This window comes from Nocardioides albus (assembly GCF_014648255.1).
GTDB lineage: Bacteria > Actinomycetota > Actinomycetes > Propionibacteriales > Nocardioidaceae > Nocardioides > Nocardioides albus.
Map to the genome: position 1 here is coordinate 84,766 of NZ_BMQT01000001.1, position 12,179 is coordinate 96,944.

Here is a 12,179-nt window from a genome sequence, read left to right on the forward strand (position 1 = left end):
CCGTTCCTGACATGGAGTCACGCCTGGTCAGCCCCTGTTCGCCGGTGAGCGCCGGATGAGCATCGGATCCACCATCCGCAACCAGCTCGTCGACTCACCGACGTCCCTGGCCGAGCGGTTCAGGCTCCGGCGCTGGGAGAATCTCAGCGCGACCTACCCCGACCTCGCCGAGATGCACGTGATCGACCTCGGCGGCACCGTGAGCGCTTGGCAGCGGGCGCCGATCCGGCCGCGCCGGGTGACCGTGCTGACCTTCGAGCCGGAGGGTGAGCAGGTCGACGGGATCGAGGCCCGCTACGCGGATGCCTGTGCGCTCCCGGCCGAACTGCGCGATCTGCGTGCCGACCTGGTCTACTCCAACGCGGTCCTGGAGCACGTCGGCGGTGCCGAGCGGCGCCAGCGGTTCGCGGAGACCGTGCACAGCCTCGCTGACCGGCACTGGATCCAGACCCCTTACCGCTACTTCCCCATCGAGCCGCACTGGCTCTTCCCGGGTTTCCAGTTCCTCCCGGTCGCGGCCCGGGTAGCGATCGGCCGGCGCTGGAAGCTGGTGCACACGCCGACGCAGGACGCGGCGTCGATGACCAGCTCGGTGCTCTCCGTCGAGCTGGTCGGCGTGACCGAGCTCCGTCATCTCTTCCCTCAGTCGGAGGTACGCCGCGAGCGCTTCGTCGCTCTCACCAAGTCGATCATCGCGGTGAAGACGTGAGCGGCCCGGTGTCGGAAGGCGTCCTCGCCGTCGCACGAACAGCTGCCGAGGTCGACAGTCTTCGACCGATATGGGATGTCGCAGGCGCGACCGGCGTGGACACCGATGTCGACTACTTCTCCACCGTGGTCGAGGTGTCACCGACGGCGGACCGCCCTCACGTCATCCATCTCGCCACGGACGACCACGACGCGCTCCTCGTCGCTCGCCACGCGCGTACACCGCTGCGGGTCTGGACCGGCACGGTCCGTCCGGCTTCGTTGGTGGTCTCCTTCGACGGTGTGCTCGGCGCCCGCGGCACGAAAGACCGTGAGCACCTGCTTCGCGCACTCCTGGTCGCTCTCCGCGACACGGACACCTCGGCCGCGATCGTGCAGAAGGTCGACATCGACAGCGAATGGTTCCAGACGCTGTCGGCCGTGCCGGCACGACGGCGGGCCGTACGGGGCGCGGTCCCGCTGTGGCGTACGGACCTTCCGGACTCCTACGACGCTCTCCTCGCCCAGCGCTCAACGAAGTCACGGCGCCAGCTGCGATTCGACGACAACAAGCTCCGGCGAACCTACGGCAGTCGACTGACGCTCCGCAGGCTCGACGATCCCGAGCACCACCCGAGATCGACGAACGACATCATGGCGGTCGCCGAGCAGTCCTATCAGGGCAAGCTCGGGATCAGCCTGGCCGACGACGCGATCCAGCAGGCCCTGCTCGAACGTGCCCGTGAGGCTGGGTGGCTGCGCGCCTGGATGCTGTACGTCGATGAGCGACCCGTGGCGTTCTGGTGGGGCGTGGTCCGATCCGGCATCCTCTCGATCGGCTCCCCCGGGTTCGTCCCCGAGCACGCCTCCGACCGTGTCGGCTACTACACGCTGCGCCGCATGCTCGAGGACGCCTGTGCCGACCCCGAGATCTGCGCGATCGACTGGGGCGCCGGGCACGCCGACTACAAGGAACGGTTCGGCACATCGGTCCGTACCGTCGCCGACGTCGTACTGACCGCGGACGACCCCGCCGGCTGGGCCCTCGCCGGCCTCCTGCACGCCGAGAAGCGGTCGATGGCGATCGCCAGGTCGACCAGCGCCCGTTTCGAGCTGGCGCGGCGCCGCCGCCGTCGGCTGGTCACGAGAGGGACGCCATGACACTGGCCCAGCTGGGACCCGTACTGCTGCGCCAATACGTCCTGGTTCTCCTTGGTGCCGTGGTCACGGTCGGCGCCATGCTGGCGGTCGTACAGCGACCAGATGTCTACAGCACCCGCGTGGATGTCATCTTCGTCGCGCCGCAGGAGTGGCAGGCGACCGACCCGTCGATCCTGAGCACGTCGAACGGTTTGATCGCGTTCGTCGGTCTCATCGAACGGATGGTCAACTCCGACCGGACCGGACGCGCCGAGACCAGTCGCGACGTGAGCCTCGTGGGGATGGGCGAACGCGACGGCGTCCTCATCCGGCTCCCGAACTCCGGCGGTCAGTGGAACTACAACTTCAACGCACCCACACTCTCGGTCCATGTCGCGGGTTCCGGCACGGACGAAGTCGTCGAGGCGAGGGAGGCAGCCGTCGATGACATCTTCGCGACGCTCGCCACGTTGCAGCACGGACTGCCCGACCGCAACCGGGTGACGGCCCGCGCCCACCCGCGGCGCGCGCCGGTGCTGAGGATGGCCGGCCACCGCGGCCGAGCCGCCGGCGCCGTCGCGGTCGTGGGCACGGTGCTGACGTGCGCAGCGGCTGTGGGGCTCGATCAACTACGCAAACCCCGACGAGACAGGAACTAGGCCGTGCTGTTCAAGGAACTCCTCGCCATCGCCGTACGCCGCTGGGTCCTGTTGGTCGCCTGCCTGATCGTGTCGGCCGTCGCCCTCGTCGGGGCCACCTTCGTCATTCCTGCCGACTACGAGCTCAAGTCCAGCGTCGTGCTCATTCCGCCGAAGGATCCCGAGCAGCCGAACCAGAACAGGTATCTGGGCATGGGGAGTCTGAAGCAGACCGCCGACGTGCTGGTCAATGCGCTCATGTCCGAGGAGTCCGCGGAGGACGTACGCGCCAAGGCTCCAGGCGCCGAATACCTGGTCGAACCGGACTGGGCGACCAGCGCTCCCTCGATCGTCATCACCGCCATGGCGGCCACCCCTGCCGACACGGAGGCGATGCTCGCCGCGGTCATGGACCTGCTTCCACGCACCCTCACCGCCTTGCAGAAGGACGTCGGGATCAGTCCGAAGACGCGGATCACCCATCTGGTCGTCGCCACCGGCCTCGACCCCAAGCCGATCCAGAGCACCAGGATCCGTACGCTCGCGATGATCGCCGTCGCCCTGCTGGTGCTCACTGCGATGCTCGTCTCGAGCGTCGACGGGCTGCTGAGGCGGCGTTCGATGCGCGAGGAGAAGGCCGATGAGGGATCGGGCGGCCAGCCGCCGAGGCTCGAGCCCGAACCGGATCACGGTGGAAGGGTGGTCGATCTGAACGGCTCGCCGGAGCAACGGTGGCGAGCCCGACAGTGACCCGGCCGGTGGACGCGGTCACCTGCCTGACGGTCTTCGTGTTCCTCCTGCTCGCGATCGAATCACGCTACGTCATCGGTCCCCTGGGGGGTGCCGGGGCGCCGGCCCAGGTGGTCGCCGTCGGAGCTTTCGGATGGTGGGTGTGCCACCAGCTCCAGCGTCCGCATGCGCCGCCTCCCGCATTGCAACCGGTCAGGTTCGCCCTGATCGCGTTCGCGTTGACTCTCCTGGTCAGCTACGCCTTCGCCATGTCACGACCCATCGACGGCGCCGAGTCGAGCACCGCGACGCTCGGCATGATCTCGCTGGCTGGCTGGATGGGGGTGGCGCTGCTCGCACACGACGGCATCACCAACCGCGGCAGACTCGATCAGATCGTCCGCCGCCTGGTTATCGGTGCCGCCCTCATCGGGCTGCTAGGCGTAGCGCAGTTCTTCGCCCAGGACGCGTTGATCCGGGGTTTCACCATCCCCGGGCTCCGCGCGAACCTTCCGCTGAGCGACCTGGCAACGCGGTCAGGATTCGCACGTCCCGCCGCAACAGCCCTGCATCCGATCGAGTTCGGGGCGATCCTCACGACGGTCCTGCCGCTGGCGGTGGCGACGCTGCGTGACAGCGCGAGCGACCGCAAGCTGATCCCCGCCCTGAGCCTGATGGCGATCTCGCTCGGCATCATCGTGTCCGGGTCGCGATCGGCCCTGCTCTGCGCCGTGATCGGCCTCCTCGTGCTCGTCGCCACCTGGTCCGTCCGCGCCCGCATCGCGGTAGGGATCGCGATGGTGGCGCTGACCGCCGTGGTGGCCATGATCATCCCGGGCATGATCGGCAGTCTCACCGGCCTCTTCACCGGTTTCGGCCAGGACGGCAGCGTGAAGTCCAGGACGGACTCGTACGTGCTCGTCGGCGAGTTCGTCGAGCGTGCCCCCTGGTTCGGGCGGGGCTTCTCGACCTTCCTGCCGAGCTATCGCATCCTCGACAACCAGTACCTGTTGCTGGTCATCGAGGTGGGCTCGGTCGGCCTCGCCGCCTTCCTGATCCTCCTCGGCACCGCCTTCGTGGTCTCCTGGCGCAACGGCCGGTCCGCGATCCGATCCGCCGACCGGAACCTCTCCCAAGCCCTCGCAGGCGCGGTGGCCGCGGCCGCGCTCGGGCTCGGGACGTACGACGGTCTCTCGTTCCCGACCGCCACCGGCGTGCTGTTCCTGGTGCTCGGCATCACCGGTGCTCTCCGGCGACTCGTTCGCGAGAACGACCTCGAGCACGCCGCTTCTGACCCCGTCCCTCACGTCCGAACGGCTCCGTCATGACCAGCGCATCCCTCGACAAGCGACGCCCGTCCTCCTCGCGGACCGTCATCGAGATCGTCATCGTCACCCACAACAGCGAGCAGGTGATCGATGCTCTGCTCGACAGCATCCCGGCGGCGAGCGGTGACCTCTCGACGCGGGTCGTGGCGGTCGACTGCGGGTCCACCGACGGCACCTGTGCCCGGCTGCGCGAGCGCGACGACTGCGAGGTCGTCGAGACGGCGAACGTCGGCTATGCGGCTGGTATCAACCTCGGTGTCGAGACGCTCGGAGGCTCCGGGCCGATCCTGGTGCTCAACCCGGACGTACGCCTGCACGAGCACGCCGTGACCGAGATGGTCGGGGCACTCGCCGACCCGGCGGTCGGGATCGTGGCGCCGCGTGTATTGGAGGCGGACGGCCGGCCGTCGCTGTCGTTGCGGCGCGAGCCGTCACTCGGGCGAGCGCTGGGGCTCAGCCGCACGGGCGCGCACCGGCTCACCGAGAAGGTGAGCGATCCCGTCGCCTACTCCTCAGCGGGGGTGGTCGACTGGGCGCTGGGTGCTGCGCTGCTGGTCTCCCGGGAGTGCCACGACCGGCTCGGCGGGTGGGACGAGAGCTACTTTCTCTACTCCGAAGAGACCGATCTGTGTCTGCGGGCGCGCGATATCGGGCTGGTGACCCGCTACGTGCCCACTGCGGTGTGCACCCACATCGGCGGCGGCTCGGGCCGTTCCGGCCGCACCCACGCGATGCAGGTAGTCAATCGGGTCCGATTGTTCCGGCGGCGCCACGGGCCGCTTGCGTCCGCGCTCTACTTCGCCCTGATCACGCTCGGTGAGGTGTCCTGGGTGGTGCGAGGCAGCGCGCCGTCACGTACGAGCCTGGCTGCTCTTCTCCTGAAGCGGCGGCGTCCGGCCGAGCTGGGCTGCTCGGAGAGGCTGCTACCTCGATGAGTCCACTACTCGTCTGGCTCGCGGGCGTCACCTGGGACGGCATTCGCGGCACGGACCGGCATCTGGTGACCGCCCTGTCTCGCCACGTACGTGTGCTGTGGGTCGATCCGCCCCAGTCTCCGTTGCGGGCGGGAAGGCCGGGCTCTGTGCTGCTGGGGACCGAGGTCGCGGGCGTGTCGAGACTGAGGACGGTCGGCCTGCCTGGCCCTGATCGTGCGGGGATCGACCGAGTGACGTACGCATGGTTGGGCCGGGCTCTCCGCAACGCCGTTCCGGCAGGGCAGCCGATCGTGCTCGTGTCGACGTCGCCGCACCCGCCGTTGGACCTCATCGAGAGCCGCCGACGGATCTACTATCCGACCGACGACTTCGTTGCCGGTGCGGTCCTGATGCAGAAGTCACCGCGGCGGATCGCATCTCTCGAGGCACGTCGCGTGCACGAGGCGGACGTCGTCGGCGCAGTGTCGCAGGTGATCCTGGACCGACTCGGCGTGACCTCGTCGTTCGTGCTGCCCAACGGATGCGACCCGGACGCGTTCTCCCGGACGGATGAGCTGCCCCCACACCCTCTCGTCCGCCTTCCTCTGCCGGTGGCGGGCTTGGTCGGCCAGCTCTCGCCACGAGTGGACGTCTCCCTGCTGGAGGCCGTCGCGCATTCAGGGATGTCGCTGTTGCTGGTCGGACCTCGACAGCGTGACTTCCAGACCTCCCGGCTCGACCGGCTCATCGCGCTGCCGAACGTGCAGTGGGTCGGGGCTCGTGGCTTCGAGGAGCTGCCCGGGTTCCTGAGGGCGATCGACGTCGGGATCACGCCGTACGTCGTCGACGGGTTCAACCGGGCGAGCTTCCCGCTCAAGACGCTGGAGTACCTCAGTGCCGGGAGGCCGGTGGTCTCGACGCCTCTTCCCGGGACCAGTCTGCTCGATTGCCCGTGGGTACGTACGGCCGACGACACCGCATCGTTCGTCGACAGGGTCCGCGATGCCGCGACCAGCACCGTCGACCGCGACGCGGTCCGACGGTTCGCCGCCGCGCACGCGTGGTCGGAGCGGGCGCACGAGTTCCTCCGGGTCAGCGGGATCGAGCCGGCGTACGCGCCGAGGCGTTGAAGTCGTCGGTCGCCGAGCCCCCGTGGAGGCGTTCGACCCGACGACGGACCTTGTAGCCGGCAAGGCCGGCGAACGCGCGCACGGAGTCAGCGGTATGCCGCAACGGTGCGGCTGACCCGTCCAGGGCGGACCGGTAGATCGCTTCTTGGACCTGGGCGGCGGCGGTGAGGCTGAAGCGTTCGGTCACCGTCTGCCGGGCGAGCCCGCCGAGCTGGTCGCGGGTCGCTGGATCGTCGAGGAGCGGTTTGAGAGCAGCGATCAGGTTCGCCGGGCCGGCCGCCTGCCCGCGTCCACGGCCATACCAGCCGTGGCGCAGGAAACCCGGCAGCGAGTGCTCGTCGAGAAGCTCGAAGTAACCGTCCTCGCCTTGGACGACCAGAGGTTTGCCGAACGCCATCGCCCGCAGCGCGGAGCCGCCCATGCCGAGGCAGATGTCGGCCCAGGCGTACGCCCATCGGGGATCCTGGGATTCCCCCGCGGTCACGACGAGATCGCGACCGGCGCGTCGGTTGACGGTGGCCGCGGCCGTGCGCACCTGCTTTTCGGCGCTTCCCCCGCCGACGATCATGAGCTGCACGGCACCGGTCTCGGCCAGCGTGGCGACGGCGGCGATGGCGCTCAGGATGCCTTCGAGCTTGAGGTCGGGCACGAGACGGGACACGATAACGAGTCGAAGCGTCGCAGGGTCAAGATCAGTCAGCGACGCCGGCGGAGGCGGGCGTACCTCTGGGCTGTTCGCCTCGGTGTCGACAGGGGGCTCGATGAGGTGGACCCGGCCGCTACGTACGGCCTGGGTCTCGGTCTGGATCGTCCGGGTACCGACGACGAGCGGGATGGAGGCGGGGATGAACGGCGCGACCGACATCGACATCACCGTGCCGACGCAGGCGACGCCGGGCAGAGCGGTCGTAGCGGCGTACGCCTCGAGGATGGGTGGCCACTCGTAGCCGTGGATGACATCGATGCCTCGCTCGCGAACGATCCTCCGCAGGTCCGACGCCGTGGCCGGGCCTGGTTGAATGCGCGAGGAGCGTTTCGGGAGACGTTCCAGACCAAGATCGGGCAACCGGTCCACGAGGACCCCGTCGGGCGAGTAGACGACGACCTCGTGGCCGAGGGCACGTACGGCGGCGGCCAGCTCGATCGCATTGGTCTGGCTGCCACCGATCTCCATCGCGTGCGGGTAGACCAGAATCCTCATCCAGGGCTCCTGAAGGTCTGCAGGTCGCCGCGATGCCACCAGAGCAGGACAGCGATGACAGCCAGGGTGGCGGTGCCGGCGGCCGCGAGGGTGAGGAACGGGCTCTCGACGCCGGCGGCGACCACCAGGCCGAGGGCATAGCAGACGACGGCGCCGAGCAGGGGCACGACGAGGGCGCGCACGAGGGACCCCAGGCGGATGCCGGAGAGCCGGAGGAGACGTACATACATCGGCCCGGTCACGAGCACGGCGACTGCCACGACAGCGAGGGCGGCTCCGTCGATGCCTCGCCAACCGACCGCCACCCACAGTGCCGGGGCGAGCGCGAAGATGCCGACGATCTGGACGGCGAGGATGGCGTTGGAGCGACCGAGCACGACGACGTAGTCGTAGGCGAGCTCGAAGAGGATCCGGAGCGCGGCGAACATCGCGAGCCAGTGCAGGACCTCCCCTGCCGGAGCCCACTCGGCGCCGTAGACGAAGCGCACGAGGTCGGGAGCCGTGGCTGCGATCGCAGCACACGCCGGCAAGGCGATGCCCGCCAGCAGCCGCAGCACCCGACCGAACGCCTCGCGCGTACGGAGCGCATCGTGCTGCAGCCTTGCGAACAGAGCCGGCGCGACGCTGCGCATCGGCTGGGAGAAGAGGGTGATCGGCCAGCTGGCCAGGTTGGTGGCGAGGACGTAGTAGCCGAGCATCACCGCGCCCAGCAGTCGTCCGACGATGAGCTGGTCGAGGAAGCCGACCAGGAAGACGACCACGCTCGCTCCTGCCAACGGAAGCCCGAAGGCGAGCAGGCCGTTCACGTAGCGGCGGTCGAGACCGAGCCGGTAGGGCAAGGGCGAGTAGCGGAGGAAGAGCACCGCACTCACCGCGGCACCGGCGAGCCGCCCGACGGCGAGCGACAGCGCACCCATCCCGAGCGCCGCCAGGACCACCGAGACCACCGCGCCGACCCAGACGTTGACCTGATCGACGACCATCCGCTGCCCCTGGCGGAACATCCGCTGCATCAGCGCCGCCGGGGTCGCCACCAACCCGTTGATGAGCACGCACAGGCTGAGCAGCCTGACCAGCCCGGTCGCCTCGGGCGCCCCCATCGCGCTGGTGAACCACGGTGCCGCGACCATCGCGGCCACGGTCAGCACCGCGCTCATCCCGAGCGAGATCGTTGTGACGGTGGGCGCGATCTCGGCCGGGTCCTCCTGCCAGCGAACGATCGCGAGGCTGACGCCGAGCTCGTTGAAGCTCAGGATCGCCATCAGGGCGACGAAGGCGACGGCGTACGTGCCGAACTCCTCGGGCCCGAGCAGTCGCGCCAGCGCGATACCGATCGCGATGGTGCCGAACCGGCCGACCGCGACGTTGAGGAAGCTCCAACCCAGTGCCCGCCCGGCGCGGCCGGGTGCCTCCGGCTCTGCAGGGGCGTCCGCCCCGGTGGTCACGACCCGCGCACCGCCTCAGCGAGCGCGCCGGTGACGTACTCCTGCTGCTCGGGGGTGAGGTGTGGGTGCATCGGGAGGGAGAGGATCTCGCCGGCGGTCCGCTCGGCCACGGGGAAGCTGCCTTCGGGGAGACCGAGATGGGCGTACGCCGCGGTCAGGTGCACGGGTGTCGGGTAGTGGATCCCGGCGCCGATGCCGGCCTCGGCCAGCGCAGCGAGGACACGGTCGCGCTCGGCGACGCGGACGACGTAGAGATGCCAGACATCCTCGTTGCCGTCGGCACTGACCGGGCCCCGCACGCCGGGGACGTCGGCGAGCAGCGTCCGGTAACGGTCGGCGGCCTGGCAGCGCAGCTCGTTCCACTTCTCCAGTCGGGCGAGCTTGGCGGAGAGGTAGACGGCCTGGACGGTGTCGAGGCGGGAGTTCATGCCGACGACCTCGTGGACGTACTTCCGTTCCGAGCCGTGCGAGGAGAGCACCCGGACCATCCGTGCGACCTCGGGGTCGTCGGTGGTGACCGCGCCGGCGTCGCCTGCGGCGCCAAGGTTCTTGCCCGGGTAGAACGAGGTGGCGGCCACGTGTCCGAGCGAGCCAGCGGGCTGCCCGAGACGCCTGGCGCCCTGGGACTGGGCTGCGTCCTCGACGATCGGGATCCCGGCGGCGTCAGCGAACGGCGTCAGCCGCTCGACGAAGGCGCTCTGACCGAAGAGATGGACCGGCGCGATGGCCTGCGTGCGGGCGGTGATCGCCCGTTCGGCCGCGACCGGATCGATGAGCAGGTGCTCCTCGTCGACGTCGACGAGCACCGGGGTGGCGCCGATCCGACTGACCGCCTCCGCAGTGGCGATGAAGGTGTTGGCCGGCAGGATGACCTCTCCGCCAGGGCGGACTCCGACAGCACGCATGGCGAGCTCGAGCGCATCGGTGCCGTTGCCGACGCCGACACAGTGGTCGGCCCGGACAAAGGCGGCGTACGCGTTCTCGAACGCGGTCACCTCCGGCCCGCCCACGAAAGCGGTGCGCGCGAACACGCTGTCGAGACCGAGGCGTACCTCATCCTCGACCTCCTCGTGCTGCGACCGTAGGTCGACGAACGGCACCTTCACCAGATCAGCTCCTGACGTGAGTTCAGCGGGCGGGCAGGCACTCCGGCCCAGGTCTCCCCGGCAGGCAGGTCCTCGAGCAGGACCGCCCCCATGCCGAGGACGGAGTCGGCTCCGACGGCGGTGCGCTGACGCACCGACGAGCTCATCCCGAGATAGGCGGCCTCCCCGATCACGACCTCGCCGCCGAGGGTGACCCCGGCGCAGACGGTCGCGTAGTCGCCGACGATGTCGTCGTGGGTGAGGACCGCGTTGGGCATCGCGACGACGTGTCGCCCGACGCGTACGCCGGCGGTCAGCACGACCCCGGCCAGCAGCACGGTCCCGGCACCGACCTCGCAGCCGGGCGGCACGGAGGCGGTGGGGTGGAGGATGGTCGCGTAGCGATCGGATGCCACCCCGTAACCGCTGAGCCGGCGATGGATGCGTCGCCGCGTCGACCCGGCGCCGGCGCAGATGACGAGGTCGTCACCGCAGTCGGTGACGACCTCGACCGGGCCGATCACCTTGACGCCACCGGTCCCGTCGGCGGAGCCGATCATCTGGCCCCAGCGCTCCTGGTCGTCGTCGACCGCGACGATCTCGTCATAGCCGAGCTCGCCGGACCGGGCCGCCGCCGCGACCTCACCGGCCAACCCGCCGGCGGCGACGAGCACGAGCGTGGTCATCGACCTGCCCCCCGGAGCACGTCGATGACCCGCGCCTGCTCCGAGTCGGAGATCTGGTGGAAGAGCGGCAGGATGAGGGTGTTGTCGGTGAGGTGCTCGGTGGCCGGGAGGCTGAGGGACGGCGAGGCGTACGCAGGCTGCCGGTGCGACGCCATGATCCCGCGGCGCGCGGAGATCCCGGCCTCGGCGAGGGCGGTCAGGAGCCCCTCGCGGTCCAGTCCGTACGGGTAGCCCACCTCGATCCAGAACGACTGGAAGTTGGAGGTGCCCCAGGCCGGGTCGGCCACGGCCCGCAGCCCGCCGATCTCGGCGACCGACTTCGCGTAGACGGCGGCCAGCTCGCGGCGCCGGGCGACGACCTCGGGCAGCCGCTCGAGCTGCACCAGGCCGACCGCGGCCTGCAGGTCGGTCATCCGGAAGTTGAAGCCGACCTCGTCATAGGACTCCGCGGGTGAGACCAGGCTGGCGTGCCGGTCGGCGGCCGAGACGCTCATCGCGTGCTCGCGCAGCTTGCGCGCCCGATCGGCCAGGTCAGCGCGCGAGGTGGTGAGCATTCCGCCCTCACCGGTGGTGAGGATCTTGCGCGGGTGGAAGGACCAAGCCGCGATCTCGGCGCCGGCGCCGACGGGACGGCCGCGGTAGGTCGACCCGGCACCGCAGGCGGCGTCCTCGATGACCACGATGTCGAGCGGGTCGCAGACCTTCCGGATCGAGTCCAGGTCGACCGGCACCCCGCCCTGGTCGACCACGATCACCGCGGTCGTCCGCGGCGTGAGCGCCTCCCGAACGGTCTCGGCGGTGAGGTTCCCGGTGACCGGTGAGACGTCCGCGAAGACCGGCCGGGCGCCGACGTAGACCGCGGCGTTGGCGGTCGCGATGAACGAGAAGGACGGGACGACGACGTCGTCACCGGGGCTCACCCCCGCCACGACCAGCGCCAGGTGGAGGGCCGTGGTGCAGCTCGAGGTGGCGACCGCGTGAGAAGCCTGCTGGGATTCCGCGAAGCGGCGCTCGAACTCCGCCACGCGAGGCCCCTGGGCGACCCAGCCGGAGCGGAGCACCTCGGCGACGGCCTCGACCTCCTCCTCGCCTAGCCACGGCTGCATGACGTTGATGCGGCTCATGCTGCCGTCCGCGCCGTTGCCGTTCACCGAGGTACCTCGGTCGAGCGTCGCTTACTTCGGTGAGTTCCACGA

Annotated in this window: 12 protein-coding genes; 7 read left to right on the plus strand and 5 right to left on the minus strand. The window is 69.8% G+C overall.

Annotation, left to right across the window (positions count from 1 at the left end):
• Positions 1–55 precede the first annotated feature (55 nt).
• The 7 genes from IEY84_RS00370 (at position 56) to IEY84_RS00400 (ending at position 6,566) form a co-directional block, all read left to right on the plus strand.
• Positions 56–709: a class I SAM-dependent methyltransferase gene (locus IEY84_RS00370; RefSeq protein ID WP_183541123.1), complete on the plus strand. Its 654-nt coding sequence runs from the start codon at positions 56–58 to the stop codon at positions 707–709.
• A 95-nt stretch (positions 710–804) separates the two neighbouring features.
• Positions 805–1,848, plus strand: a complete 1,044-nt coding sequence (locus IEY84_RS00375) for a GNAT family N-acetyltransferase (RefSeq protein ID WP_183541127.1) — start codon at positions 805–807, stop codon at positions 1,846–1,848.
• Complete coding sequence (locus tag IEY84_RS00380) at positions 1,845–2,486, plus strand: hypothetical protein (RefSeq protein WP_183541130.1); 642 nt, start codon at positions 1,845–1,847, stop codon at positions 2,484–2,486. Before IEY84_RS00375 ends, IEY84_RS00380 begins: the two co-directional genes overlap by 4 nt.
• A gap of 3 nt (positions 2,487–2,489) precedes the next feature.
• On the plus strand, positions 2,490–3,215 hold the full coding sequence (locus tag IEY84_RS00385; RefSeq protein ID WP_183541133.1) for a hypothetical protein: 726 nt from the start codon (positions 2,490–2,492) through the stop codon (positions 3,213–3,215).
• Positions 3,197–4,522, plus strand: a complete 1,326-nt coding sequence (locus tag IEY84_RS00390) for an O-antigen ligase family protein (RefSeq protein ID WP_183541136.1) — start codon at positions 3,197–3,199, stop codon at positions 4,520–4,522. Before IEY84_RS00385 ends, IEY84_RS00390 begins: the two co-directional genes overlap by 19 nt.
• Positions 4,519–5,457 carry a glycosyltransferase family 2 protein gene (locus IEY84_RS00395; protein ID WP_183541139.1) on the plus strand — a complete coding sequence of 313 codons (939 nt, stop codon included), beginning with the start codon at positions 4,519–4,521 and terminating at the stop codon, positions 5,455–5,457. Before IEY84_RS00390 ends, IEY84_RS00395 begins: the two co-directional genes overlap by 4 nt.
• On the plus strand, positions 5,454–6,566 hold the full coding sequence (locus IEY84_RS00400; protein ID WP_183541142.1) for a glycosyltransferase: 1,113 nt from the start codon (positions 5,454–5,456) through the stop codon (positions 6,564–6,566). Before IEY84_RS00395 ends, IEY84_RS00400 begins: the two co-directional genes overlap by 4 nt.
• On the opposite strand, the gene IEY84_RS00405 is transcribed toward IEY84_RS00400, so the two are convergent.
• The 5 genes from IEY84_RS00405 to IEY84_RS00425 are packed head-to-tail and all read right to left on the minus strand — an operon-like array spanning position 6,529 to position 12,134.
• Positions 6,529–7,767, minus strand: a complete 1,239-nt coding sequence (locus tag IEY84_RS00405) for a glycosyltransferase family 4 protein (RefSeq protein WP_183541145.1) — start codon at positions 7,765–7,767, stop codon at positions 6,529–6,531. The genes IEY84_RS00400 and IEY84_RS00405 overlap by 38 nt on opposite strands.
• Entirely contained in the window at positions 7,764–9,212 is a 1,449-nt protein-coding gene (locus IEY84_RS00410; RefSeq protein ID WP_183541148.1) for an oligosaccharide flippase family protein, read from the minus strand. Before IEY84_RS00410 ends, IEY84_RS00405 begins: the two co-directional genes overlap by 4 nt.
• Positions 9,209–10,318: a DegT/DnrJ/EryC1/StrS family aminotransferase gene (locus IEY84_RS00415; protein WP_183541151.1), complete on the minus strand. Its 1,110-nt coding sequence runs from the start codon at positions 10,316–10,318 to the stop codon at positions 9,209–9,211. The genes IEY84_RS00410 and IEY84_RS00415 overlap by 4 nt, the downstream gene beginning before the upstream one ends.
• Entirely contained in the window at positions 10,315–10,983 is a 669-nt protein-coding gene (locus IEY84_RS00420) for an LbetaH domain-containing protein (protein ID WP_183541154.1), read from the minus strand. The genes IEY84_RS00415 and IEY84_RS00420 overlap by 4 nt, the downstream gene beginning before the upstream one ends.
• The gene (locus IEY84_RS00425; RefSeq protein ID WP_229788180.1) at positions 10,980–12,134 is read right to left on the minus strand and encodes a DegT/DnrJ/EryC1/StrS family aminotransferase; all 1,155 of its coding nucleotides are present in this window, start codon (positions 12,132–12,134) and stop codon (positions 10,980–10,982) included. Before IEY84_RS00425 ends, IEY84_RS00420 begins: the two co-directional genes overlap by 4 nt.
• Positions 12,135–12,179: the final 45 nt, after the last annotated feature.

Coding starts and splice junctions, on each gene's coding strand:
- IEY84_RS00370 (WP_183541123.1), top strand. CDS start 56: ATGAGCATCGGATCCACCATCCGCAACCAGCTCGTCGACTCACCGACG.
- IEY84_RS00380 (WP_183541130.1), top strand. CDS start 1,845: ATGACACTGGCCCAGCTGGGACCCGTACTGCTGCGCCAATACGTCCTG.
- IEY84_RS00395 (WP_183541139.1), top strand. CDS start 4,519: ATGACCAGCGCATCCCTCGACAAGCGACGCCCGTCCTCCTCGCGGACC.
- IEY84_RS00400 (WP_183541142.1), top strand. CDS start 5,454: ATGAGTCCACTACTCGTCTGGCTCGCGGGCGTCACCTGGGACGGCATT.
- IEY84_RS00405 (WP_183541145.1), bottom strand. CDS start 7,767: ATGAGGATTCTGGTCTACCCGCACGCGATGGAGATCGGTGGCAGCCAG.
- IEY84_RS00420 (WP_183541154.1), bottom strand. CDS start 10,983: ATGACCACGCTCGTGCTCGTCGCCGCCGGCGGGTTGGCCGGTGAGGTC.